Source organism: unidentified bacterial endosymbiont (assembly GCF_918797525.1).
In the GTDB taxonomy this organism is placed as follows: Bacteria; Pseudomonadota; Gammaproteobacteria; order Enterobacterales; family Enterobacteriaceae; genus Enterobacter.
Genome location: NZ_OU963893.1, coordinates 3,232,701 through 3,258,376, shown reverse-complemented (window position 1 = coordinate 3,258,376; position 25,676 = coordinate 3,232,701). Strand labels below are relative to the sequence as shown.

The window sequence follows — 25,676 nt, the reverse complement described above, 5'->3', positions numbered from 1 at the left end:
GTCTTATCGTACTAAATAATTTCGCATATTATCGCTCCATTTTAGCCAGTCCATGTTGATTGCCGGGGAATGGGGAGGCGACCCTCATAAACTGATTCACCTGTTTCAGTAAGTGCCATATATACCGGCACTGATGATTTCGCGTTACGGCTTCGCGGCTCCGATGGTTTACATGCCCCGGGCACCGTTTTATAATTTGCGGTATGTCTCCCGCTCACCGCTGTGCTCATGAGGCTCAGCGTTAATACGCTAAGTGACATAAGTTTCCATGATGCGGTTGAGCATAAATTCACGTAGTTCACGCAGAAAGTCCTCACCGACGAACTGCATCAGGGCGTTGCTGAATGTCATGCTGCTGTCGGCCATCGGTTGACTCCTCTTCAGATAATATCTTTGTAACCATTACTTACTGGATAATACGATGGCTATCGCCGTCCTGTCGAATTTACACCACCTCCTAAGACTCTACCTGCCGGTGATTCTCCTGCATCATTTGTGGCCTACCTCGACGGGACAATTGAGAATCAGTAGATGACCGTGTTGTAAATAATAAACTGGACAACGATGATACCCTCAACACCCAACGCCGGCCGGACGGTCATAATGTATCAATGTGTCAGTTTACAGAGAGCTTAATTATGCCCTTTCAGATTGGAAACGTAAGTTTACCTGCAGCAATGAGCGACAGCCGCATTAACCAGATTGCCCGCCTGATGCTTCCCCTCACTTGAGCGTATGGGGAAAAATCGAGGCGTTTATCTGCTTAACAAACAAGCCAGAAGCGCTGAAGCTCATCCAGCAGATTTGTCACCCGCCGGCCGGAACGACGCGGGAGGAGGTAGCTGGCAGATTTGAACAACTCAGAACGCTCGCATATGGCGGATTTAAGGAAAACGTTCAGTCCGGCTGGCACGGGGAAAACCACTTCTGCATTCTGGACGAAAACAGCCGGGAGATGCTGTCGGTCACCCTTGATGACGCTGGGAAGTATACCGTTAAGTGTCAGTGGGACTGTGAAACTCACCCTCTCATTCCTGACACGGATCCTGGAGAGGAAGGTGCATCAGGAATGGTCCGGACAGAACTTGCTGCCACCACAACGGCACCACAGGTTTATGAGGCGGTCTGGTCCGCGTGGGTAAAGGCTGCGCCGGCAGGAGAGTCCACCGACCGCGCTGCTGCGGTACAGAAAATGCGTAACTGCCTGTATAATGGCAGGACAGAGCTTGAGCTGAAATACCTTGCACTTACCACCTTACCCGACCTTTTACCGCAGAATCTTACAGAACTGAATACTGATTATGTTCCATTGAACTATTTGCCGGCGCTGCCGGAAGGGCTACAGTGGCTGGACGTCAGTAATAACTGGCTGACTAGCCTGCCAGCGTTGCCATCGGGACTGAATTTGCTGTGGTGCCATAAAAACGAGCTGACCAGCCTGCCGGTGCTGCCATCGGGACTGCAGGTGCTGTGGTGCCTTGAAAACCATCTGACCAGCCTGCCAGCGCTGCCGGAAGTGCTATGGATGCTGGAGGTCAGTGATAACCAGCTGACCAGACTGCCGGAAGGCATTGCCCGCCTGTCCACGGGCGCAAGTGTAGGCCTCGCAAATAATCCCCTTTCAGAAGGGGCACGTCAGGATATGGTGGCCATGGTCAGCGCCCCGGGTTATTTGGGCCCCACGATATATTTCAATATGGCCGAGCCCTCCTCTGTCCGCGAAACCCGCACTCTGCATCATGCGGTCACTGACTGACTGGCCTGCATGACATTCTACCGTACTGACATTAACTGCTAATCGATATGTCGTATTTGTAGCCCTGCACCCCAATTTCCGTCATGGAGCCCGTGCGTCTCTACTATTATTTGGATGAGGCTGTGATTTGTTTAACCGCGCTATCACAGCAAGTTATCTCAATTCAACAAACTAAACTGGAAAACATCATGAAAACTGATCAACCAACTCAACCCTCGCGTCGCACAATGCTGAAAAAAACGCTTGCTGTTTCAGCCCTTTCTGTCACGGGAGTGGCAGCCTTATCAGTGCCCTCCATTTCATTTGCGGCATCACTCACTAAAGAACAGCGTGATGGTATGACTCCGGATGTTGTGATTGAACATTTTAAGCAGGGTAACCTGCGATTTCGGGAAAACAGACCCGCTAAACATGATTATCTGGAGCAGAAACGTGGCAGTACTGCCGGTCAGTATCCGGCTGCTGTCATTCTGAGTTGTATTGACTCAAGAGCACCAGCAGAAATTATCCTGGATGCAGGAATAGGTGAAACGTTCAATTCCCGTGTTGCAGGAAATATCAGCAATCGCGACATACTGGGCAGCATGGAATTTGCCTGTGCGGTTGCCGGTGCAAAAGTGGTATTGGTGATGGGGCATACCCGTTGTGGCGCTGTTCGTGGTGCCATTGATAATGCTGAATTGGGTAATCTGACGGGATTGCTGGATGAAATTAAACCTGCCATTAAAAGAACAGAGTACAGCGGTGAGCGTAAGGGGAGCAATTATGATTTTGTTGATGCAGTAGCCCGGAAAAATGTCGAGTTGACTATCGAAAATATCCGCAAAAACAGCCCGGTTTTGAAACAGCTGGAAGATGAGAAGAAAATCAAAATCGTTGGCAGTATGTACAGCCTGATTGGAGGAGAGGTTGACTTTTTTGAGGTATAAAGATTGACACTGGTGGTAACAACCCTGTCTCTTGATCAGATTTTCTGCTCAAGAGACTTCGCCAGGTGACGTCCTTCAACGACAGCCTGAGGCCTGAACCAGGCTTCACGCAGAGTGCAATGGTGTACCCTGTGGACTCTCCTCTGCGTTGAGTGCACCGCCAGTATGGGAGCCCGCCGCTACTGCTATTTATCATCAGACTGCACCCACAGCCGCTTCTTCTGCCAGAGTTGTAAGTCAAAAGTAAGCATACAGCAAGAACCATATTGACGAAGTGAAGTTGGTCAGGCTGGCAAAGTCACTCGCCACGGCAGCAGTTCACCGACCCGGTTTACCGGGCAGTCAGCGATGATATCCAGGACGTGTCGGACTTTCACCGACAGAAAGGTCTTGCCTTGCAGGGCACAAATAACAATGCAGCGGAACGAGCGTACCCGGGTAAAAGAACCCAGCGGGAAGTTGCTATCCGCTGCGGCCTGAGTATCACGCCCAGGGCCCCACTTTCATTTCTCTTGTTTTCAGGCGTAAACCGGAGAGCGCCAGGCTGAATGCTAACGGAAATATGGGAGTATTTCTCGTTCTGCTCATGTGTCTGTCTCCATCAACCAAACTGGATAGTTGCGCTTGAACCGATGATTAAATTTAGCTTTGGATCTACTAGCGTACTCATACTGTTTCGAGTGGGCTCAATATAGGGTGGAACGTAATAATCCGCGCTCCACTTTAGGCCTTTTACATGCGTCTGAGTTTCGCAATCTACACCAAATATGTAAAGACTGGAGTGAACGGTATAAGAATGACGGTCATTAACAGGACCCGTGCCATCGTTATTTTTGGTGATAATAATATCTCGGTGATTAACTAACTTTTCTCCTATAACATCTTGGGTGCCAGTAAGCAAAATTTCATTTGCTATGACTTTTAAGTTTTCCTCGTTAGCACATAAGGATTGATAAGTTGATGAAAACAGAGCTGCACGGAGTGCGTTATTTTCGTTCAATCCCAATAATGCTAGCGCCACTTCACGGCTTATATCCGACTCGTCTTCGGATGACTGTTTATATATCGTGGTGATTTCAGATAAAGACGGTATTTTCGGCATGAATGTCTGGTCTTGTCGGCCGTCAATACCACTGGCCTTAAGGTATGCACTGAGGACTAATGGTGGAATATACACGCCGTCCAGTACAACACGAGTGCACTCCAGAGGTAATGTGCGAACAACATCACACCACACCGAGTTGAAAGCTGAATCACTGGAATCAGTCACAGGGCCTGTGATAGCCGTTGGAATATTTTGTACCGCTTTAAGATAGTCATTAATCGCGCCTACGGAATGAAGGGACTGAGGCGGGATTCGGATACTGACAGGCCGCAAGCCAGTGTGATAGGCCCCGGGGGGAAGAGCATGTAACAGATTGGCTGACTGTTCTTTATTAAGAATAGATTTAGGCTGTGTCCCTTAATTATATAGTCGTTGATAAAAGAGCCGGATGCAGCCCAGCTTCACCATCGCCAGATAATTTCTCGCCGTTTTGTCGTAACGCGTCGCTATGCGACGGTATTCTTTCAGGCGACCAAAACATCGCTCAACAACGTTGCGATTGCGGTACGCATTACGATCGAGCTGTGAACGCCCATCCAATGCCATTTTCTCATTTGATTTTCGGGGAATGACTGCTTTTATACCTTTGCTTTTCAGTTCGTTGCGTAACGCATGCCCGGAGTACGCTTTGTCGGCCAGTACCGCATGGCCACGGCGTTTCATGCTGCCGTTCTGGCGCTGAACACCAATACCGTCGAGAAGACGTTGCGCGAACTGGCTTTCGTGAGCCTGTCCGGGACTCAGCACTATGTTTAACGGAAGACCGTTTCCGTCTGTCGCCAGATGGATTTTGGTGCCAAAACCACCGCGAGAGCGACCCAGCCCATTATCTCCGGCGATATCGGGATGTTTTTTTGAGCCCCGGCAGCACATTTCAACGCCCGGATATTGCTGCCATCCAGCGCCGTAGCAGACCAGTCAACAAGATTGCTGGCATCAAGTAGCGAAAGCAACCTGTTGAAAATAATGTTAATAACACCTGATTTTGACCACCGGTTAAAGCGGTTATAAACCGTTTTCCATGGTCCATATCGTTCAGGTAAATCACGCCACGGAGCCCCGGAACACAACACCCAGAACATACCGTTGATAATTTTACGATGCTCAGCCCATGGGCGTCCGGCCCGTGGAGATACGGGTTCAGCAGGCAATAAAGGCTGGATGATAATCCATGCTTCATCAGGAAGGTCGTAGCGAGCCATAGTTCAATATGTTGTGGAAACAGACAGTTACTATAGCTCAAACGATTAAGGGACACAGCCTAGTAATATTGTCACCGCTACGGCATTCCACTTTAATCTTACCGTCTGAGATATGATAGCAGGCGATATTAGTATCACCTAAGTTTGCATGAGCAAAAGGCGATGTGTCCTTGTCACTGGGTTGATAATATGGATTGGGCGCAAAATGTGACATCAGCTTACTAACATCCATTTTTTCTGCAAGGGAAAAATGTGGACTATAAAACCCAATGGTAACTATTTTCAGTAATTTCTCTGGCGTGGTCATATCTGACCACTTTTTATGCTCATTCAACGCAACGCATGACGCCCAGTGTGTTCCTGTTGTTGTCTGACAAACATTTTGTACTGCAGCCATTTTTTACCGCCCTCTATGCTGTTGACCGAGTTTAATGAGTAATTAATGGACATCTGACCTTGAATTTCTATTAGAAATCGCTCATTGCTTGCAGGTGGTAAGGCAAAGGGTGACAGGCCGCCAGTGCCAGAAGGGTGAACCGCCTTGGTAATCCTGGAGACTACACTCTTTGAGAGAGGTAACCACGATGAAAAACATAACCGATTTCCCCCAAAAATTCGTTAAGGTGCTGTACGCCCGGTGCACGAAAACCGTGACACCTTACTCTTTCATCAAACGATAAAACGGTTCCTCACGTAAGGCCTGACTCTGCACTTCTCCATCATCACGCCCACTCCGTAGTTCATTACGATAACTGAGATATTTCCAGTTTTCAGGACGAACGTCTGACTCAGGGCACTGTCCTGAAATAATCCCACTTTCAGATAGTCTGGATTCCAGAGTCTCTATAAATGTGAATGGCACGATTATGTGGGATACTTACACAAGGAATCGAAATTATTTTTCAGGTGATTATTTGTAGATGTTAACTCCGCCCCATCATTAGCAGCGCCAATTTTCAAAGGAGAGAGGTTTAACTTCAGATTGGACCTGACAATGGGCATGGAAAATGTCTTTTGCGATATGGATTTTGCCATATTGTCAGACATAAATTCTCAGTTTTCTTTAATAAAACAATTAATTATCCATAAAACCTTATTTTTTATCAGGCAGAAAAAACTGCTATTTCGGTCCGTTGCGGGTAGAGAGTTAATGAAGAGCAATGGCAAAAGTTTAGGTACACTACTTCGCGGGATCATCCATCGGCAGATGGAAAAACGGGTTTACTTCTCAGCTCATTGAAAGATGGCTCTGTGGGATTTCGTATGAATGAAATTCCACGGGAGGTTCGATGTTGGTTTGCCGGGTCGCGCTGCGCTTCCCTGGCATAACGCCCCCACACCGTTTAATACATCAACTTCACCTGCCGGGTTTTTGCATACGCCAGATACTCATCCTCCGGGCGACAATCGCTCACGATGGCGTCAAATCGCGACAGCTCGCCCACTCTCGCCGGACGCACCTTGCCGAACTTACTGTGATCGACCACCAGCACGTGGTACTGCGCGGCACGTAATGCCCAGTGCTTCACCGGTAGCTCTTCCAGATTAAAGCAGGTCGCCCCCTGGCGTACGTTGATTCCCGCCGCAGAGTAAAAAGCAATGTCCGGACATAAATTGCTGAGGGTGTCCTGAAGATCCAACGGTTTGAAAATGGCATTGCTGGCGTGAAACTCCCCACCGCAGAGGATAACCCGACACTCGGGTTTTTCCTGCAGCGCCAGGAAGGTGTTAAGCGAATAGCACACGGCGGTAAAAGGCATACTGCTGTCTATGGCTTCGATTATCCACGGCGTAGTGGTGCCACAATCAAAAAACAGGGTCTGATGCGGCTGCACCAGAGATGCCGCCAGCCGCGCGGCTTTGCGTTTCTCTTCAACCAGCCGCGTCTTTTGGTCGCTTAATAAGTAATGGCTGGCGCTACGCGGCTCCAGCACAATGTACCCGCCCAGCAGCACGACTGGCGCGCTCTCGCTACTCAGATCACGACGAATGGTCATCTCAGAAACGCCAAGCAGGGCCGCGGCTTCTTTAAGATGCAGCTTATCACTGCGCTTCAGCGCCTGAAGCAACTGAGCAATGCGGTCATCGCGTCGTGTTTCCATAGAACCTCGGGGTATAAATGTGTGCCCCCGTAGGGCGGGGGCTCAAGTGTAACCTGTCGGGCCGGGGTTAGTCACGTATCCAGCCTTTGCGGATCGGTAGGGCGAAAATGGCGCGATACAGCGAAGAGAGACCACGGTAGAGAGCCTCACCGAACAGGCTCCACAGGATCGCCGCGCTCACGCAGCCGATCAGCCCTACCAGTAATCCCCCGACCATATCCAGTGGCCAGTGAACGCCAAGATAAACACGAGACCAGGCAATGGCGACCGCCACCACCATGAGCACGGCGCCAGACCAAAAGCGATGCCAGAACAGAAATGCCAGCGCGAAGGTGAAAATCACCGTGCCATGGTCGCTCGGGAAGGAGTCATCCGGGGCATGGTGCAGGAAATTATAACCCACATGATCGACGAACGGACGATCGTGCGGGAAGACGTGTCCCAGGATATAGCTGGTCAATACGCTTACGCCGAGCGCCATCGCCATTTTAATCACCAGCTGGCGTTGGGCTGTCACCTGTTCACGCGGCCCCCATAACCAGAGAATAACGGCCATCGCAGGCACAATGCTGATCAAGTTTTTAGCCAGAAAGGTGGCGAAATGAATCATCCACGTCGGAGAGGATGGCGTAGCGTTGATCAGATAAAACAGCGAATAATTGATTTGCTCTAACATAGTGTCGTTACTCTTTAGCAAAGCGGGTGGAAACGAGGCCATAGGCCGCCACCTGGGAAAACCAATCCCACCACCCAGCCCACAGGTTGTGAGAGAAAAAATGGGCGCCGCGCATAACGTTGTAAGCGCGGTAAAGCAACGCCGCTGTAGCCAACGCGAGGGCGATATGCTTCGCCAGACAGTGGTTCAGCAAATCCAGCAGGGGAAAACGCTGCGTAGCGGCGTCATACCAAAAGTGGGTTATCCACCTGTCGAGCGTTTCATCGCGAGATAGCCAGGTAAAGATCATCGCAAGGACGACCAGCACGAAAAGCTGATAACCATAAAAGCGTACCGGCAAACGGTAAAGACGTTTTGTCTTATTTGTCGGTAACTTAGACAATTCTGAAGGGCTTAAGGAGTACGACATATATTGGGGTCGGTGATGTGTAATAGGGCTATCATAAATCTGTCAACTTAAGGAAAGCTTAAACAACAACCATAAGTGCGTTATTTCTGTTTTTTCTTGAGAATGTGCTATCTCAGCAAGCGGCAATTCATTACACTCTTCGCGTTTTTTCACCATAAAGAGATTGCATGTCAAACCGTTCTTCCTCCGGTACACGTCTGGGCCGTCAGGCGTTACTTTTCCCACTGTGTCTGGTGCTATACGAATTCTCTACCTATATCGGCAACGATATGATCCAGCCCGGTATGCTAACCGTGGTAGAACAGTTCAACGCGGGCATTGAGTGGGTGCCAACCTCAATGACCGCCTACCTGGCGGGCGGCATGTTTTTGCAGTGGCTGCTAGGGCCACTGTCGGATCGTATCGGGCGTCGGCCAGTGATGTTGACGGGTGTGGTGTGGTTTATCTTCACCTGCCTTGCCACATTGCTGGTTCAAAACATCGAACAATTTACCCTGCTGCGTTTCCTGCAGGGGGTCAGCCTGTGCTTTATCGGTGCCGTCGGGTATGCCGCGATCCAGGAGTCATTTGAAGAAGCGGTGTGTATCAAAATTACCGCGCTGATGGCAAACGTGGCGCTGATCGCTCCGCTGTTGGGGCCGCTGGTGGGCGCCGCGTGGGTGCATGTTGCGCCCTGGGAAGGGATGTTTGTGCTCTTTGCCGCGCTGGCAGCCATCTCTTTCTTTGGATTGCATCGGGCGATGCCTGAAACCGCGACCCGGCTGGGCGAAAAGTTGTCGCTGAAAGAGCTGGGGCGGGATTATAAAGACGTGCTAAAAAACGTCCGCTTCGTGGCGGGCGCGCTGGCGACGGGCTTCGTTAGCCTGCCGTTGCTGGCGTGGATTGCCCAGTCGCCGGTAATTATTATCAGCGGGGAGCAGCTCAGCAGCTATGAGTACGGTCTGTTACAGGTGCCGATTTTTGGCGCGCTGATTATCGGTAACCTGGTGCTGGCGCGTCTGACGTCACGGCGCAGCGTGCGTTCGCTGATCGTCATGGGCGGCTGGCCGATTGCGGCAGGGCTTATTGTGGCGGCGGTCGCGACGGTAGTCTCGTCGCACGCTTACCTGTGGATGACGGCAGGGCTTAGCATCTATGCCTTTGGTATTGGTGTAGCGAATGCCGGGCTGGTACGTTTGACGCTGTTTGCCAGCGATATGAGTAAGGGGACGGTATCCGCGGCAATGGGAATGTTACAAATGCTGATTTTCACCGTCGGCATTGAGGTGAGCAAGCATGCTTATGCGCTAGGCGGGAACGCTCTGTTCAGCCTGTTTAACCTTACCAACGGCGTACTGTGGGTCGCATTGATGGTGGTGTTCCTTAAGGATAAACGCGTCGGCTGTGCCCTGCAGCCGTAAACTGCTTAACTCCTCTCCCGGCGGGAGAGGACCAGACAGACACAGACCGCCGGGTGTCAATGAAACGGCGGTTCCCCGTTCAATACCTTGTCGATCACGTCCAGCACGCCTTCCTCGTTATTCAGCGGTGCTTCAAAGCGGGCGACGGCTTTAATATGCGGTCTGGCATTCGCCATCGCAAAGCTGAACCCAGCCTGGCGCAACATTTCGACATCGTTCCCGCTATCGCCAAAGGCTACCACTTCTCGGTCTTCAATCCCCCAACGCTTTTGTAAAATCCGCAAACCGTTGGCTTTATGCACCCCCGGGATAATCAGGTCGATACTTCCGTGGCCGGTGGTGACAGGGACCATGATGTCGCCCAGTTTTTCATGCAGTAACGCCTGAATGCGTGGGATTTCGTGGTCAGAAACGTTCAGTCCGAACTTAAAGAAAATATCGTTCAGGTTGTCGAAATTGTTCACCATCTCAAGGCGATGATAGTACTTCGCTGCAATTTGCTTGAAGAGGTCGTCATAGGTTTTAAGGGTATAGGCACAGCCTTTACCGCAGGCGATAATCTCAATACCAGGGATGTCGTTTAGCAGGGCGGCGACGTGGTCGAAATGTTCTTTCGACAGTTCGCCGTTAAAAATATCTTCTCCGGCGCTAACGACCCAGCCGCCGTTTTCTGCGACAAACGCAATCTCGTGGGCGATTTCCGGGAAAAAAGAGATCAGCTGATAATACTGGTTCCCGCTGGCCACCACAAAACGAATACCTTGTTCCTTCATGCGCGCATACTGCGCCAGAAAACGCGGGCGATTATAGGTTTTCGCATCGCTCAGGAAGGTGCCATCCATGTCGACTGCAATCAGTTTAACGCTCATATCCCTTCTCCAGTGTCGTTTGTTCTGTTTCCGGCTTTGCCACGGCGCGTGCCACTAGCGCGGCGATAATCACTAACCCTAACACCACCAGCATGGCGCTGCGCAGCCCGTAGTGCTCACCCAGGAACCCGAGCAGCGGTGGGCCAACCAGGAAGGCGAGATAGCCGGTAGTCGCCACTACGCTAACGCGGGTAGGCGCATCCGGTCCGGTGTCGCTGGCGGCGGAAATCGTGAGCGGGAAGCCGAGCGATGCGCCTAAACCCCAGAGGATCACCGAGACCCCGGCTATCCAGTCTACGTCCACAAAAATGATCATCGCAATGCCTGACCCGCCGAGCAGGGCGCTGGCGCGCACGACGGCTACACGGCTGTAGCGGTCAATAAACCAGCCGCCGGTAAAGCGCCCAAGGGTCATGCCCAGGGTAAAACCGGCGTAGATCAGCGAGCCGGAGGTCGGACTAAATCCGTGTCCGTCCACCATCAGCAGCGGTAGCCAGTCGTTGGCCGACCCTTCGGCAAACGCCATCGCCAGCACCACCACGCCAATCAGCATCAACTGCCTATCGCGGTAAAAAGGCAGCCCTTTTTCGGCCGTTTTTTGTTCGTCAGACATATTCTTGCCCGTCCCGCCAGGGATGGCCCGGATACCCGTCAGAATGGGAATGATGCACACCAGCGCTGCCAGCAGAATATGCAGACTGGCGGCAATACCTAATGCCGTCAGCGCCATCCCTACCCCCGCACCGGCCAGAGTGCCAAGGCTGTAGAAACCATGCATCATTGGCAGGACGGTTTTATTTATTTCACGCTCAACCGCTGCGCCCTCAACGTTGATGGCCACTTCCGCCGCCCCAAAACTGCCGCCAAAGACCGTAAGACCCAGTGCGAAGAAAAGGGGGGAGGCAAACCACAGCGCCACGCTCAACACCATCATCCCGAATACCGCGCAGCACATGGTGGTGCGAATAACCGCCCGGGTACCAAACCGCTTCACCAGCCAGGCAGAGCACAGAATACCGCTCATGGAGCCTATCGACAGCCCAAACAGCACAATGCCCATTTCCGCGGTGGAAACGGACAAAATATCCCGGATAGCCGGCGTACGTGTCGCCCAGGACGCCATTAATAGCCCTGGAATAAAGAAGAACATGAAGAGTGCCCACTTGCGCAGTTGAAGGGCTTTATGGGGAGAGGTCAGAGTCATTGGTTCAGCACCGGAAGTCCAACAATAGCGACAACATTAACAAGTTTGTGTACATTTGTACATAAATCATGGGGAGAATTTATGAGCAGATCACCGAACGATCCGCAGCGCCGGGAGAAGATCCTGCAGGCGACGCTGGATACCATCGCAGAGCACGGTATTCACGCTGTTACGCACCGTAAAATTGCCAGCTGCGCGGGGGTGCCGCTGGGGTCAATGACCTACTATTTCGACGGCAAAGAGTCACTGCTCGAAGAGGCTTTTACGTGGTTTACACAGCAAATGTCGCAACAGTATCGGCAATTCTTCGCGGGTGTCACCGGTCCGGAAATGGCGTGTGAATCCATAACGACTTTAATTCACAGCTCGTCAGTGACCACTGCGCACAACATGGAACTGATGTACCAACTGTATGCCTTTATGAACCGCAGTGCGGCGCTCAAAAGCGTTATGCAGGAGTGGATGAAGATGAGCCAGATGACGCTCGGACAGTGGTTTGACCCGGTAACCACCCGCGCGCTGGACGCTTTTATCGAAGGGATGACGCTGCACTTTGTCACGGACAGGGAACCCTTATCCCGGGAAGAGATCCGCGCGATGGTGGGGAGGATAGCGGCATCATCGTCGTCAGAATCGTAAAAAAATACCCGCTTACGTGAGTAAACGGGTACGGAACAGAAAAACGTAACTAAGAGCCTGCAGAATTAGTAGTGGGTAACGGCCGTACGAGGTTGTGTACGACGTCCAACCATTCCCATGGCGCCAGCCAGAACCGCTTCGATCAACAGCATGAAGAAGGTAAACCAGCTGGCTTTTGCTGCCGCAGCGGCGGCTTTTTCGCCAGCCTCACGGGCCTGCTGTTCAGCCTGCTTTTTAACTTCCGCATATTTTGCCCGGGCCTGTTGGTAGGTTTGTTCCGCCTGAGTAACGATCTGTTCAGCTTCCTGATCGCTTTTGCCCGTACGCGCTTTGATGATATTTTTTAGCGCGTCGCGATCTGCCGCCTGGAAGGTATCCTGATTACGATCAATTAAACCCTTTATAAAGGCAGGGATATCAGTATCCGCCTGTTGAGGGTTATTGGCGGTCTGTTCGGCCTGATTTTGCGCATTATTCACTTCATTCTGCGCTTTATTTTCCAGCGTTTCAGGTTGTAATTCCGGCTTATTCGTTTGACGCAGCGTGGTTTCAAGTTCGTTTTGCAGAGTATCAAGATTGATATTATTTTCCTGCAGTTTTTGTTTAACCATATCTTTTGCGGGAGGGGCCAGCGCGGTCAGACCGCTTCCTACCGTTTGCAAACCCGCACCCAACACGTTCATGGTGCCGCTTACGGTATTATTAACGACGGCAATAACAAACCAGGCGCAGAGTAGGGTGTTAACACCAAACATCAACAAACCGTGTAAAGCGCCTTCTCGTTGGGCCAGACGACCGGTGGCGTACGCACCCACGGCGATTGAGATCAACATACTCAAACCCGTCCAGATTGCCGCACCTGTGCCAATACCCTCTAAAGGATTCTGCTCTTTAAGTGGATCGATGGTACTCGCGCCGATTGCGGTACCTAAAATCGCAAGCAGCAGGTAGATAACCATCGAAATAATGACGCCTGCGAAAACCGCGCTCCACGAAATACGTTTAAGCACGACGGCACGTTGGTGGTCAACAACGTGGTGTTCATAGGGCGGGCGGGTAGGGTTAGTATTTTCAGCCATCCTGACATCTCCTTTTAATACCTTGTAGTTTGTTTGTCTGATTTTCAGATAACATTTGGCGGTATAACAGCATAAGGCAGGTAATTACACTGTGTGGGCAGCCACTTTAAGGTTAGCCGTAAATAACAGGTTTGCCTGAAATATATACACGGCTCGCTTGTTCTGGCGAGGAGATCAGGTGTAGAAGGGATAAGCAGGGATTGCGGGCAACAAATAACCATTGATGTAAATGGGCTCGTAAAACAATCACTTGTTAAAACGCTACTGAGTTGGGTTAGTTGTCAGGAGTGGCGATTATGGGGTGATGACGATCGCTGCCACCATGTGGCATTCATTCCTTACCCTTTGTTTTACTTGTGTTTTATATAATTCCCCCCCTGTTTTACAGTTACTGGAAAGCGCCATGAAATTGTTAAACCATCGTAGCCAGCGGAGTGAAGCGCGGCGCATGGCCATTTTATATCATGGTGGCCGCAGATTTTTTAGCACCAGGAAGGTAGCGCCTAACCTCATGTTCATTGAAGGACACCCTATTGATTGCAAAGAAATACAGAATGAAATTTGTAAAATCGTTAATGTCCCACGCAATTGAGGGAACCATCACCTTTCTGGCTGTAATTTTTGCTATCGGGTCATTCTTCTGGTTTGAAAGTACATGGATGAAATTCGCCGGGTGTTTTGGGGCACTGATAGTTGGCTATGTGCTTTCATACGGAGCCGCAAAAATCAGAGGCGGGTGAGCTTAAAGCTCGATTTTGTGGAATCAAACCTGACGTGTAAAAGTCTGTCGCCAATAAGCTAATTCCATGCGTGTAACGGCTTTAATCCATAAAATGATTTTTCAGGCAACAAAAAACCCATCAACCTTGAACCAAAATGGCGGGGTTGATGGGCTCCACAAATTGGGGACATCAAAGAAAAGCAGTGGCAATAGTTATGACTGCCTCCTGCGAGAAAAGTTCTGCGCATGACGAAAATAATTTCACCTGCGCGCGAACCTGAGCGTTATCCGAGCCCCAGTCCTGGCCAGATGATGATAATCAGCGTACCGGCAAGGGTCAGCAAGACGTTGGCGATTGCATAGGTTCCTGCATACCCCAGCGCCGGGATGTTGCTGCGCGCGGTGTCGCTGATAATTTCCATCGCCGGGGCACAGGTGCGTGCGCCCATCATTGCCCCGAAGAGCAGAGCGCGGTTCATGCGCAGCACGTAAGCGCCAAACAGGAAGCAAATCACCACCGGCACCAGGCTGACGATAAGTCCGGAAACCAACATTTGCCAGCCGACGTCCCCCAGGCTACTGCCAATACCGCTGCCCGCGCTTAACCCCACACCGGCCATAAACACCATCAGGCCAAACTCTTTTACCATGTTCAGCGCGCCCTGCGGAATATAGCCGAAGGTCGGATGGTTCGCGCGCAGGAATCCCAGCATTATCCCGGCGAACAGCAGTCCGGCGGCGTTACCGATGCCAAAGCTGAAGTTGCTAAACTGGAAAGTAATCATCCCGATCATCAGGCCCACTATAAAGAAGGCGCAGAAGGCCAGCAGGTCGGTGACCTGGCTGTGAATAGAGATAAAGCCGATACGGTCGGCAACTGTTTTTACGCGGCGGGCATCGCCGCTAACCTGCAGGACGTCGCCTTTATTGAGAACGACGTTGTCGTCGATAGGCATCTCAATCTGGCTGCGGATCACCCGGTTAAGGAAACAACCGTGGTCGGTCAGCTTTAATTGCGCCAGACGGCGGCCGACAGCGTTATGGTTTTTCACCACAATCTCTTCGGTAACGATTCGCATGTCGAGTAGATCACGGTCGAACACCTCTTTGCCGTTACGGAAGCTAGGGTCGAGGCGGGCGTGGGCATCCGGATAACCGACCAGCGCGATATCATCTCCCATTTGCAACACGGCATCGCCGTCCGGATTCGCCAGGATCCCATTGCGGCGGATGCGTTCGATATAACAACCCGTCTGGCGATAAATGCCCAGCTCACGCAGGTTTTTGCCGTCAGCCCACGCCACCAGCTCAGGCCCGACACGATAAGCGCGAATGACTGGCAAATAGACTTTACGTTTGGTGTCAGTATCCAGGCCACGCTCGCGGGCAATCGTCTGGGCGCTGGTCTGCAGATCCTGGTGCTGCAGTTTTGGCAGGTAGCGAGCGCCAACAATCAGGCTCACCAGACCAATCAGATAGGTCAGGGCATAACCCAGGCTCAGGTGGTCCAGCGCGGTGGACAGTTGCGAACCCGCCATACCGGAATGGCGCAGGGTATCACCCGCTCCCACCAGTACCGGCGTCGATGTCATGGCGCCCGCAAGCATTCCGGCCGTTAACCCCGATATCCCAGCCAAACAGTTTACCCAGCCCTAACGCGATTAGCAGGGCGCTACCCACCATCACCAGCGCCAGCATCAAATAATTTTTGCCGTCACGGAAGAAAATTGAAAAAAAGTTGGGCCCTGCTTCCACGCCAACACAAAAAATAAACAGCATAAAACCTAAATTAAGTGCATCCGTGTTAATGCTGAAGTGCTGCTGGCCTAATAATAAGGAGACGACTAAAACGCCAATGGAATTACCAAGTTGGACTGAACCCAGTCGCAATTTACCCAGGCAAAGACCCAGGGCAAGTACCACAAATAATAACAGGATGTAATTCCCATTTAACAAGTCTGCGACGTTTATATTCACGGAGGCTAACTTCTTGTTTACCAGTAAGTTGTTGAATGAACGGACTATTTGGGCTACTGTTTTTAGTGTCAGGGAAAGTGTTCATCACTCCCTGCTTCCTGATAATTTCCAAAAAACAACAGCAGGTGGCTAGTTTAATCGTATTAGCTACCGACAGCTACCTATTATCGCATCACAATGTGCGTACTTTGGCATGGAATGCCGTATTGCTTTATCTGACTGGGCGTCCACTGGACGAAGGTGTATTTGGTAGAGAGGTCGGGAGGATAGTGTGAACATAAAACGAAACTGGGCGGGTTTGGTCAGTTGCTTTTTGCTGTTTACGGTCGTTTGTATGTCGCTCGCGTTTAATGTGAAAGGTGCGTTCAGAGCCTCTGGTCATCCTGAACTGGGCTTGCTCTTTTTTATTTTTCCGGGGGCGGTGGCGAGTTTTCTCTCTCACAAAGGCGAAGTCGTTAAGCCTTTGTTGGGCGCGATGCTTGCAGCACCGTTGTGCCTGCTGCTGATGCGTCTGATGTATGTCCCGTCGAGAAGCCTCTGGCAGGAGCTGGCATGGTTACTGAGCGGCGTGTTCTGGTGCGCGCTGGGGGCGCTATGCTTTCTCTTTGTGCGTAGTTTGCTGTATCGACGCAGGCATGACAAATAAAAACGCCCTTCGGGTGAGGGCGTCCGGGTGTTACTGAGCGGCAAATAGCCCCAGGTTATCTTTGGCGTAGGCTTCAAAATCGATGCAGCCGCCAATGTGTTTCTGATCGAGGAAGATCTGCGGGACGGTTTCTTTTTCCAGATCCGCTTTGCTGATGCCTTCCGCGTGGATGTCCACATAACGGAAGTTAAAATCATCACGCTCTTCGGTCAGTTTCTCTGCCAGCGCTTTCGCGCGCGCACAATAAGGGCATCCTGGACTTCCAAAAATAACGGCAAACATTTCTCTCTCCTCAAAAACAAGCCTGACGGCGAAGAACGCCTGGTGTGCACGATAACCTGCCGTCATGAAAAGAAGGTTTCGCCTGTCACTTTAATATCATCAGGCTATGTTTCGCCAATTACATGCCGCGCATGATTGCCTATACTGGCTGCCATACGTTTTCAGTCAGAAAAAGAGAGACAAGATGACGCCAACCATTGACCTGCTCCGTTCCCACCGTTCAATCCGCCATTTCACCGATGAACCTATCACCCAGGCGCAACGTGAAGCGATTATTGATAGCGCAAGAGGAACCTCCAGCTCCAGCTTCCTGCAGTGCAGCTCCATTATTCGTATTACCGATCCGGCGATGCGTGAAAAGCTGGTAACGCTGACAGGTGGGCAGAAACATGTTGCCCAGGCGGCTGAGTTTTGGGTGTTCTGCGCTGATTTCAATCGCCACCTGCAGATTTGCCCTGAAGCCGAGCTGGGCCTTGCCGAACAGCTGCTGCTCGGTGTCGTGGATACCGCGCTGATGGCGCAAAATGCCTTCACGGCAGCCGAGTCGTTGGGTTTAGGCGGGGTGTACATCGGTGGGCTGCGTAATAACATCGAAAGCGTGACCGAACTGCTGAAACTGCCAAAACATGTCCTGCCATTGTTCGGCCTGTGCCTCGGCTGGCCGGCAGATAACCCCAGTCTCAAACCGCGTATTCCCGCTGCAATGCTGGTGCATGAGAATCACTACCAGCCGGTCGATCAGAATGTACTGGATCAGTATGACGACGAGTTAGCGAACTACTACCTGACGCGAGACAGCAATAACCGTCGCGATACCTGGACTGACCATATCCGTCGCACCATCATCAAAGAAAATCGTCCGTTTATTCTTGATTATCTGCATAAACAGGGCTGGGCGACGCGATAGTTCATTCTGTATGATACGCAGGCTTTTTCCATGTTTTTAGAGAGGTGCAGGGTGAAAATTGCCATTTTGTCCCGGGATGGAACGCTCTATTCATGCAAACGCCTGCGAGAAGCGGCGGCTAAACGGGGACATCAGGTTGAGATCATCGACCCGATGTCCTGTTATATGAACATCGATCCTGCGGCATCGTCGATTCACTACAAAGGGCGCAAATTACCGCATTTCGATGCGGTGATCCCTCGCATTGGATCCCAGATAACCTATTACGGCACGGCGGCGTTGCGCCAGTTTGAGATGCTCGGCAGCTACCCGCTCAATGAATCTGTCGCCATTTCTCGCGCCCGCGATAAACTGCGCTCGCTCCAGCTTCTTGCCCGCCAGGGTATCGATCTGCCCGTTACCGGAATCGCCCATTCACCGGATGATACCAGCGATCTGATCGACATGGTCGGCGGCGCGCCGTTGGTCATTAAGCTGGTGGAAGGAACGCAGGGTATTGGCGTGGTGCTGGCAGAAACGCGGCAGGCGGCAGAAAGCGTAGTTGACGCCTTTCGCGGCCTCAATGCCCACATTCTGGTGCAGGAGTATATCGAAGAGGCCAAAGGGCGCGATATTCGCTGCTTCGTGGTAGGTAATGAAGTGGTCGCGGCCATTGAGCGGCAGGCGAAAGAGGGCGATTTCCGCTCCAATCTTCATCGTGGGGGCGTAGCGCGGGTTGCTGAGATCAGCGAGCGCGAGCGCGAGATTGCGGTGAAAGCGGCGCAAACGCTTGGGCTGGACGTTGCCGGGGTTGACCTGCTGCGCGCAACGCGTGGGCCGCTGGTGATGGAGGTCAATGCGTCGCCGGGGCTGGAGGGGGTGGAAAAAACTACCGGCGTCGATATCGCGGGTAAAATGATCTTATGGATCGAGCGGCACGCCACCCCGGGCTACTGTCTGAAAACGGGCGGTTAAATAGATTAATATTAATTTTTTGCGTAATCTTGATGAAGTTTTTATAAAAGAGGCCACACAGCGATGGATTTACAGGTCGTTCCAACACTGGATACGTTACGACAATGGCTTGACGATGCCGGTATTACCTTTTTTGAATGCGACTCCTGCCAGGCGCTGCATCTGCCTCATATGCAAAATTTTGACGGTATATTTGATGCCAAAATCGACCTGGTTGACGACGTTATTCTTTTCTCGGCCCTGGCGGAGGTTAAACCCTCTGCGCTGCTGACGCTGGCATCCGATCTCTCGGCCATCAATGCCAGTTCGCTGACGGTTAAAGCCTTTCTCGATATCCAGGATGATAACCTACCGAAACTGGTCGTTTGCCAGTCTATACTCTCCGGTGCTGGCCTCTCCTTAAAACAGTTCGCCTGGTTTGTGCGCATGAGCGAAGAGCAAATTTCAATGGTGATGATGGAAGCCAACGCCCATCATCTGCTGTACAGCCCGGAAGATGACGCAGAGAATACCGACGCGTCGCCCAATTTTCTCCACTAAAGCTGTGTGACTTTTGCGCAGTCGCTGCCAGAGCGACTGCATAACGCCATTTTTTGTGCTGCTTTTAACCTTTTCTTAAAGAATTTTTCACCTCCTCGCAGGCCATTTCGGCTTATCACATAGACATAACTTGCATAAAAAATTGATAAAAGGCGTTTTTTCGTCTGGGCTATAGCCGGATACACGGGCTACAGTTATTCTTGCAATGCTTAAAAAAGCGAGCGGATCCTGCCGGGTATAAGGCTTTATTTTATGTCGGGCAGAGCGACAAACTATGCATGATTATTGCATATCTCCTGAGTGCACAGTTTCAGCTCGTGTGTTAACGAGCTTCAGAAGGAATAAAGAGATGATCGCCTTGAATAAAAAATGGTTGTCGGGTCTGGTTGCGGGCGCTCTGATGGCCGTCTCTGCCGGCACGCTCGCTGCACCACAAAAAACGCTGCATGTTTATAACTGGTCTGACTATATTGCGCCGGATACGGTTGCCAGTTTCGAAAAAGAGACCGGGATTAAAGTGGTCTACGATGTGTTCGATTCCAACGAAGTGCTGGAAGGAAAACTGATGGCGGGCAGCACCGGTTTCGACCTTGTGGTGCCGTCCGCGAGCTTCCTTGAGCGCCAGCTAACCGCCGGTGTTTTCCAGCCGCTGGACAAAAGCAAATTATCGAACTGGAAAAACCTCGATCCGGACGTGCTAAAGCTAGTGGCTAAGCATGACCCGGACAACAAATACGCGATGCCTTACCTCTGGGCGACAACCGGCATTGGCTATAACGTCGATAAAGTCAAAGCGGCGCTGGGCCCGGACGTTAAGCTCGATAGCTGGGACGTGGTGCTGAAGCCGGAAAACCTCGAGAAGCTGAAAAGCTGCGGCGTCTCTCTCCTCGATGCGCCAGAAGAGATCTTCGCCACCGTGCTCAACTATCTGGGTAAAGATCCCAACAGCATTAAAGCCGATGACTACACCGGTCCGGCAACCGATCTGCTGTTGAAGCTGCGGCCAAATATTCGTTACTTCCACTCTTCTCAGTACATTAATGACCTGGCAAACGGCGATATTTGCGTGGCTATCGGCTGGGCAGGCGATGTCTGGCAGGCGGCTAACCGCGCGAAAGAGGCGAAGAACGGCGTGAATGTTTCTTACTTCATTCCGAAAGAGGGTGCGCTGGCGTTCTTCGACGTCTTCGCCATGCCGGCGGATGCGAAAAACAAAGACGAAGCCTATCAGTTCCTCAACTACCTGATGCGCCCGGAGGTGATTGCCCACATTAGCGATCATGTTTACTACGCTAATGGCAACAAGGCGTCTGTTCCGCTGGTCAGCGAAGCGATCCGTAATAATCCGGCTATCTATCCGCCTGCGGATGTCTTCGCTAAGCTCTTTACACTGAAGGTTCAGGAGCCCAAAATTGACCGCGTACGTACCCGTGCGTGGACTAAGGTGAAAAGCGGCAAGTAATTTTCCGTGTGATCCAGGCCGGGTAAGCACAGCGTCCCGGCAACAGGCGCACCGTCAGGGTGCGCCTGCACCCTGTTTGATTTCTGCCGGAGAACACACCGTGAATGATGCGATCCCCCGCCCGCAGGCGAAAGTCCGTAAAGCGCTGACCCCGCTGCTTGAAATTCGTAACCTCACTAAATCCTTTGACGGCCAGCATGCCGTGGATGACGTCAGCCTGACTATCTATAAAGGGGAAATTTTTGCCCTGCTCGGGGCATCTGGCTGCGGTAAATCAACTTTACTGCGCATGCTGGCTGGTTTTGAACAGCCCACGGCGGGACAGATCGTGCTGGACGGCGTCGACCTTTCCAGCGTGCCGCCGTATCAGCGCCCGATCAACATGATGTTCCAGTCCTACGCGCTGTTTCCGCACATGACGGTTGAGCAGAACATTGCCTTTGGTCTCAAGCAGGACAAACTGCCGAAGGCGGAAATCAGCGCCCGCGTGACCGAGATGCTGAGCCTGGTGCACATGCAGGAGTTCGCAAAGCGTAAACCACATCAGCTTTCTGGCGGTCAACGCCAGCGCGTGGCGCTGGCCAGAAGCCTGGCGAAACGCCCGAAACTGCTGCTGCTCGACGAACCCATGGGTGCGCTGGATAAAAAACTGCGCGACCGCATGCAGTTAGAAGTGGTGGATATTCTGGAGCGCGTAGGCGCCACCTGCGTGATGGTCACCCACGACCAGGAAGAGGCGATGACCATGGCCGGGCGTATTGCGATCATGAATCGCGGTAAGTTCGTGCAGATTGGCGAGCCGGAAGAGATTTACGAACATCCGACCACCCGCTACAGCGCAGAATTTATCGGCTCGGTCAACGTCTTCGAAGGGGTGCTGAAGGCCCGCGAGGATGACGGTCTGGTCATTGACTCTCATGGACTTGTCCATCCGCTGAAAGTCGACGCTGATAACTCCGTTGTTGATAACGTGCCGGTGTATGTGGCGCTGCGCCCCGAGAAAATCATGCTCTGCGAAGAACCGCCAGCCGACGGGTATAACTTTGCCGTGGGCGAAGTGGTACACATTGCCTATCTGGGCGATCTTTCTATCTATCACGTGCGTCTGAAAAGCGGACAGATGCTCAGCGCCCAGTTGCAGAACGAACATCGCTACCGCAAGGGACAGCCGACCTGGGGCGATGAAGTGAGCCTGTACTGGGACGCGGACAGTTGCGTCGTGCTGACGGTATAAGGAGAGGACAATGAGTACATTCGAACCTCCAGCCCGGGTCAAAAAACCGGCGGGTTTTGCCCACTCGCTGGCGCGTATGCAAATGGCGCACGGCCGTAAGCTGGCAATCGCCATCCCCTACGTGTGGCTCATCCTGCTGTTTCTGCTGCCGTTCCTGATCGTTTTCAAGATCAGCCTGGCGGAGATGGCGCGGGCGATCCCACCGTACACCGACCTGTGGACATGGGCCGACGGACAACTCACGCTGACCCTGAATCTGGGCAATTTCCTGCAGTTGACGGAAGATCCGCTCTATTTCGAAGCGTACCTGCAATCATTGCAGGTGGCGGGGATCTCGACGCTCTGCTGTCTGATAATGGGTTACCCGCTGGCGTGGGCGGTGGCGCACAGTAAACCGTCGACGCGTAACATACTGCTGTTGCTGGTTATTTTGCCGTCGTGGACCTCGTTCCTGATCCGCGTTTACGCGTGGATGGGGATCCTGAAAAACAACGGCATACTGAATAACTTTCTGCTGTGGCTTGGCGTCATCGACCAGCCGTTAACCATTCTGCACACCAACCTCGCGGTCTACATCGGGATTGTTTACGCCTACCTGCCGTTTATGGTGCTGCCGATTTATACGGCTCTGACGCGCATTGATTACTCGCTGGTGGAAGCTTCGCTGGATCTCGGCGCGCGGCCGCTGAAAACCTTTTTTAGTGTGATCGTCCCGCTGACCAAAGGCGGCATTATTGCCGGGTCGATGCTGGTGTTTATTCCTGCGGTGGGGGAGTTTGTGATCCCTGAACTGCTCGGCGGCCCGGACAGCATCATGATTGGCCGCGTGCTGTGGCAGGAGTTCTTTAACAACCGCGACTGGCCAGTGGCATCGGCCGTGGCGATCGTAATGCTGTTAGTACTGATCGTGCCAATCATGTGGTTCCATAAACATCAGCAAAAACAGATGGGAGAGCACGGATGAATAACTTACCGGTCGTGCGCTCACCGTGGCGAATTCTGATCCTGGTGATTGGCTTTACCTTCCTGTATGCGCCAATGCTGATGCTGGTGATTTACTCGTTCAACAGCTCAAAGCTGGTCACTGTGTGGGCGGGCTGGTCGACGCGCTGGTACAGCGAACTGTTCCGCGACGAGGCCATGATGAGCGCGGTAGGCCTGAGCCTGACCATTGCCGCCCTGGCGGCCACCATGGCCTGTGTTCTCGGGACCCTCGCCGCGCTGGTGATGGTGCGCTTTGGGCGTTTTCGCGGCGCCAATGGCTTTGCGTTTATGATCACCGCGCCGTTGGTCATGCCAGACGTCATCACCGGGCTGTCGCTGCTGCTGCTGTTTGTCGCCCTGGCCCACGCCATCGGCTGGCCTGCGGATCGCGGCATGCTCACCATCTGGCTGGCGCACGTAACCTTCTGTACCGCGTACGTGGCGGTGGTCATCTCTTCGCGCTTGCGTGAACTGGATCGTTCCATTGAAGAGGCGGCGATGGATCTTGGCGCAACGCCGCTGAAGGTCTTTTTCATTATCACGCTGCCGATGATCATGCCCGCGGTGATCTCCGGCTGGCTGCTGGCGTTTACGCTCTCGCTTGACGATCTGGTTATTGCCAGCTTTGTCTCCGGCCCGGGGGCGACGACGCTGCCGATGCTGGTTTTCTCCAGCGTGCGCATGGGGGTGAACCCGGAGATCAACGCGCTGGCATCCATCATCCTTGGCGTCGTCGGAATAGTCGGATTTATCGCCTGGTATTTGATGGCGCGCGCGGAAAAGCAACGCGTACGCGATATCCAGCGTGCAAGACGCGGCTGAACGAATGACTATTTCCAGTGTTGTGCCGCGCATGACGCGGCACTGATTTTCAGTGAGTAAGACATTGGGATCCCTAAATAAATCACGTCATTCACACGCCCGTCTGAACGTTCCTGCGCTGGTGCAGGTGGCGGCGCTGGCGATTATTATGATCCGCTGTCTGGATGTGCTGATGATTCTGCATACCCTGGGGCCGCGCGGCATGGGTGAGTTCATTCACCGTAGCGTGCAGACGTGGAATTTAACGCTGGTCTTTATGAGCAGCCTGCTACTGGTATTCATCGAGATCTCTTGTGCGTTCTCTCTGGTAAAAGGGCGCAACTGGGCGCGCTGGGTCTATTTGCTGACGCAAATTATCGCCGCAGGTTATTTGTGGGCGGCGTCGTTGGGTTACGGCTATCCCGAATTATTCAGCATTGCGGGTGGCTCCAGACGTGAAATTCTGCATGCGCTGTTTATGCAAAAACTCCCGGATTTGCTGCTGCTCTGCCTGCTGTTTATCCCTGCTTCCAGTCGGCGGTTCTTCCAGCTGCAATAATGTGTATAATCGCAGCCCTCGTTATTATTAAGGTTTTCATATGCAGTGCGCACTCTATGACGCCGGTCGCTGCCGCTCCTGTCAGTGGATAGAACAGCCGGTCTCCCAACAACTCACCGCCAAAATGACCGACCTGCAACACCTGCTGGCTGAGCATGCCGTGGCCGAGTGGTGCGCACCCGTTAGCGGCCCGGAACAGGGCTTTCGCAATAAAGCGAAAATGGTGGTCAGCGGCAGCGTTGAAAAACCGCTGCCTGGCATATTGCATCGCGACGGTACGCCGGAAGATTTAACCGGCTGCCCGCTTTATCCCGCCTCCTTTGCGCCGATCTTTGCCACCCTCAGGCCCTTTATTGCCCGCGCGGGTTTAACGCCCTATAACGTGGCCCGTAAGCGCGGTGAACTGAAATATTTCCTGCTGACGGAAAGCCAGGCTGACGGCGGAATGATGCTGCGTTTTGTGCTGCGCTCGGAAGCTAAGCTGGCGCAACTGCGCGCCGCGCTGCCGTGGCTGCAGGCGCAGCTCCCACAACTGAAGGTGATTACCGCCAACATTCAGCCAGTGCACATGGCTATAATGGAAGGGGAGAAAGAGATTTTCTTCACCGAACAACATGCCCTGGCGGAGCGCTTCAACGGCGTGCCGCTGTGGATCCGCCCCCAGAGCTTCTTCCAGACTAACCCGGCGGTGGCGAGAGCGCTGTACGCCACGGCACGGGAGTGGGTTCGCGCGTTAAACATTCATCATATGTGGGATCTGTTCTGCGGCGTGGGCGGTTTTGGCTTGCACTGTGCCACGCCTGAAATGCAATTGACCGGCATTGAGATCTCCCCGGAGGCGATTATCTGCGCGAAGCAGTCCGCCGCCGAACTGGGGTTAACCAATCTGCGCTTCCAGGCGCTGGACTCTACTCAGTTCGCCACCGGGCAGGGAGAGGTGCCGGAGCTGGTGCTGGTTAACCCACCGCGACGCGGAGTGGGTAAAGCCCTGTGCGACTACCTGAGCCAGATGGCCCCGGACACCATCATTTACTCCAGTTGCAACGCGCAGACCATGGCAAAAGACATTGCCAACCTGCCGGGCTATCGTATCGAACGCGTACAGCTTTTCGATATGTTTCCCCATACTGCGCACTATGAAGTGCTGACGTTGCTCGTCAAATCTTAAACAAAATGTGAACTCTTGCGCCCTGCAAAATCAGGTAAGCTTAAGCCATTAGAATTGAATGAAGGCTTACG

At 52.5% G+C, this 25,676-nt stretch carries 24 protein-coding genes and 4 pseudogenes; 14 read left to right on the top strand and 14 right to left on the bottom strand.

Translation table 11 applies throughout. The features are described 5' to 3' along the window. Positions 1-28: 28 nt before the first annotated feature. A pseudogene (locus tag NL510_RS15485) lies at positions 29-172 on the bottom strand (IS630 family transposase); the annotation flags it as partial. A gap of 555 nt (positions 173-727) precedes the next feature. On the opposite strand from NL510_RS15485, the gene NL510_RS15480 reads away from it, so the two are divergent. Both NL510_RS15480 and NL510_RS15475 read left to right on the top strand, forming a co-directional pair. Continuing rightward, entirely contained in the window at positions 728-1,756 is a 1,029-nt protein-coding gene (locus NL510_RS15480; RefSeq protein WP_301308566.1) for an NEL-type E3 ubiquitin ligase domain-containing protein, read from the top strand. A gap of 188 nt (positions 1,757-1,944) precedes the next feature. Next, a complete protein-coding gene (locus NL510_RS15475) occupies positions 1,945-2,685 on the top strand; it encodes a carbonic anhydrase (protein ID WP_253384951.1) in 741 nt (246 codons plus the stop codon). Between the two features lie 284 nt (positions 2,686-2,969). Here the strand turns inward: NL510_RS15475 and NL510_RS15470 are convergent. The 8 genes and pseudogenes from NL510_RS15470 to NL510_RS15435 all read right to left on the bottom strand — a co-directional run. After that, positions 2,970-3,056, bottom strand: a pseudogene (locus NL510_RS15470) (hypothetical protein); the annotation flags it as partial. 230 nt (positions 3,057-3,286) lie between these two features. Further along, positions 3,287-4,129: an EspG domain-containing protein gene (locus NL510_RS15465; protein ID WP_301308608.1), complete on the bottom strand. Its 843-nt coding sequence runs from the start codon at positions 4,127-4,129 to the stop codon at positions 3,287-3,289. A gap of 18 nt (positions 4,130-4,147) precedes the next feature. Then, a protein-coding gene (locus NL510_RS15460) for an IS5 family transposase (RefSeq protein WP_253376809.1) occupies positions 4,148-4,992 on the bottom strand; the annotation gives its coding sequence in 2 pieces (ribosomal slippage) (positions 4,148-4,647 and positions 4,647-4,992; 846 coding nt in all). A 37-nt stretch (positions 4,993-5,029) separates the two neighbouring features. Then, positions 5,030-5,389, bottom strand: a complete 360-nt coding sequence (locus tag NL510_RS15455; protein ID WP_253378009.1) for an EspG domain-containing protein — start codon at positions 5,387-5,389, stop codon at positions 5,030-5,032. A 261-nt stretch (positions 5,390-5,650) separates the two neighbouring features. Next, positions 5,651-5,842: pseudogene (locus NL510_RS23070) on the bottom strand (type III effector phosphothreonine lyase); the annotation flags it as partial. Between the two features lie 493 nt (positions 5,843-6,335). After that, the gene (gene deoR / locus NL510_RS15445; protein ID WP_253378008.1) at positions 6,336-7,094 is read right to left on the bottom strand and encodes a DNA-binding transcriptional repressor DeoR; all 759 of its coding nucleotides are present in this window, start codon (positions 7,092-7,094) and stop codon (positions 6,336-6,338) included. 67 nt (positions 7,095-7,161) lie between these two features. Beyond that, positions 7,162-7,770 (bottom strand): undecaprenyl-diphosphate phosphatase, encoded by a 609-nt coding sequence (gene ybjG / locus NL510_RS15440; RefSeq protein WP_253378007.1) that lies wholly within the window; start codon positions 7,768-7,770, stop codon positions 7,162-7,164. Positions 7,771-7,777: 7 nt separating this feature from the next. Continuing rightward, positions 7,778-8,179: a hypothetical protein gene (locus NL510_RS15435; RefSeq protein ID WP_253378006.1), complete on the bottom strand. Its 402-nt coding sequence runs from the start codon at positions 8,177-8,179 to the stop codon at positions 7,778-7,780. A 167-nt stretch (positions 8,180-8,346) separates the two neighbouring features. On the opposite strand from NL510_RS15435, the gene NL510_RS15430 reads away from it, so the two are divergent. Then, the gene (locus NL510_RS15430; RefSeq protein ID WP_253378005.1) at positions 8,347-9,579 is read left to right on the top strand and encodes an MFS transporter; all 1,233 of its coding nucleotides are present in this window, start codon (positions 8,347-8,349) and stop codon (positions 9,577-9,579) included. A 56-nt stretch (positions 9,580-9,635) separates the two neighbouring features. On the opposite strand, the gene NL510_RS15425 is transcribed toward NL510_RS15430, so the two are convergent. Further along, the gene (locus tag NL510_RS15425) at positions 9,636-10,448 is read right to left on the bottom strand and encodes a Cof-type HAD-IIB family hydrolase (RefSeq protein ID WP_253378004.1); all 813 of its coding nucleotides are present in this window, start codon (positions 10,446-10,448) and stop codon (positions 9,636-9,638) included. Beyond that, positions 10,438-11,652, bottom strand: coding sequence for an MFS transporter (locus NL510_RS15420; RefSeq protein WP_253378001.1), 1,215 nt, complete (start codon positions 11,650-11,652; stop codon positions 10,438-10,440). The genes NL510_RS15425 and NL510_RS15420 overlap by 11 nt, the downstream gene beginning before the upstream one ends. Positions 11,653-11,733: 81 nt before the next feature. Between NL510_RS15420 and NL510_RS15415 the strand changes: the two genes are divergently transcribed. Continuing rightward, entirely contained in the window at positions 11,734-12,291 is a 558-nt protein-coding gene (locus tag NL510_RS15415) for a TetR/AcrR family transcriptional regulator (RefSeq protein ID WP_253377999.1), read from the top strand. Between the two features lie 65 nt (positions 12,292-12,356). Here NL510_RS15415 and NL510_RS15410 read toward each other — a convergent pair whose 3' ends face one another. Beyond that, positions 12,357-13,370: a hypothetical protein gene (locus tag NL510_RS15410; RefSeq protein ID WP_253377997.1), complete on the bottom strand. Its 1,014-nt coding sequence runs from the start codon at positions 13,368-13,370 to the stop codon at positions 12,357-12,359. A 1,005-nt stretch (positions 13,371-14,375) separates the two neighbouring features. Then, positions 14,376-16,068, bottom strand: a pseudogene (locus NL510_RS15405) (aspartate:alanine antiporter). Positions 16,069-16,339: 271 nt separating this feature from the next. Between NL510_RS15405 and NL510_RS15400 the strand changes: the two are divergent. Beyond that, positions 16,340-16,714 (top strand): inner membrane protein YbjM, encoded by a 375-nt coding sequence (locus NL510_RS15400; protein ID WP_253377996.1) that lies wholly within the window; start codon positions 16,340-16,342, stop codon positions 16,712-16,714. 30 nt (positions 16,715-16,744) lie between these two features. Here the strand turns inward: NL510_RS15400 and NL510_RS15395 are convergent, their stop codons facing one another. Further along, entirely contained in the window at positions 16,745-16,996 is a 252-nt protein-coding gene (locus tag NL510_RS15395; RefSeq protein WP_253377995.1) for a GrxA family glutaredoxin, read from the bottom strand. A gap of 184 nt (positions 16,997-17,180) precedes the next feature. Between NL510_RS15395 and nfsA the strand changes: the two genes are divergently transcribed. The 9 genes from nfsA to rlmC all read left to right on the top strand — a co-directional run bounded on the left by nfsA (position 17,181) and on the right by rlmC (position 25,605). After that, positions 17,181-17,903, top strand: coding sequence for a nitroreductase NfsA (gene nfsA, locus NL510_RS15390; protein WP_253377994.1), 723 nt, complete (start codon positions 17,181-17,183; stop codon positions 17,901-17,903). 51 nt (positions 17,904-17,954) lie between these two features. Further along, complete coding sequence (gene rimK, locus NL510_RS15385) at positions 17,955-18,857, top strand: 30S ribosomal protein S6--L-glutamate ligase (RefSeq protein ID WP_253377993.1); 903 nt, start codon at positions 17,955-17,957, stop codon at positions 18,855-18,857. A gap of 63 nt (positions 18,858-18,920) precedes the next feature. Then, positions 18,921-19,397, top strand: a complete 477-nt coding sequence (locus tag NL510_RS15380) for a YbjN domain-containing protein (protein ID WP_253377992.1) — start codon at positions 18,921-18,923, stop codon at positions 19,395-19,397. A gap of 349 nt (positions 19,398-19,746) precedes the next feature. Further along, positions 19,747-20,859, top strand: a complete 1,113-nt coding sequence (potF, locus tag NL510_RS15375; protein ID WP_253377991.1) for a spermidine/putrescine ABC transporter substrate-binding protein PotF — start codon at positions 19,747-19,749, stop codon at positions 20,857-20,859. Positions 20,860-20,959: 100 nt separating this feature from the next. After that, positions 20,960-22,093, top strand: a complete 1,134-nt coding sequence (potG, locus tag NL510_RS15370; protein ID WP_253377990.1) for a putrescine ABC transporter ATP-binding subunit PotG — start codon at positions 20,960-20,962, stop codon at positions 22,091-22,093. 10 nt (positions 22,094-22,103) lie between these two features. Further along, positions 22,104-23,057: a putrescine ABC transporter permease PotH gene (gene potH / locus NL510_RS15365; protein WP_253377989.1), complete on the top strand. Its 954-nt coding sequence runs from the start codon at positions 22,104-22,106 to the stop codon at positions 23,055-23,057. After that, positions 23,054-23,899 (top strand): putrescine ABC transporter permease PotI, encoded by an 846-nt coding sequence (gene potI / locus NL510_RS15360; protein ID WP_253377988.1) that lies wholly within the window; start codon positions 23,054-23,056, stop codon positions 23,897-23,899. The genes potH and potI overlap by 4 nt, the downstream gene beginning before the upstream one ends. 52 nt (positions 23,900-23,951) lie before the next feature. Then, positions 23,952-24,437 (top strand): YbjO family protein, encoded by a 486-nt coding sequence (locus NL510_RS15355; protein ID WP_253377987.1) that lies wholly within the window; start codon positions 23,952-23,954, stop codon positions 24,435-24,437. A 40-nt stretch (positions 24,438-24,477) separates the two neighbouring features. Continuing rightward, positions 24,478-25,605 carry a 23S rRNA (uracil(747)-C(5))-methyltransferase RlmC gene (rlmC, locus tag NL510_RS15350; protein WP_253377986.1) on the top strand — a complete coding sequence of 376 codons (1,128 nt, stop codon included), beginning with the start codon at positions 24,478-24,480 and terminating at the stop codon, positions 25,603-25,605. Positions 25,606-25,676 lie beyond the last annotated feature (71 nt).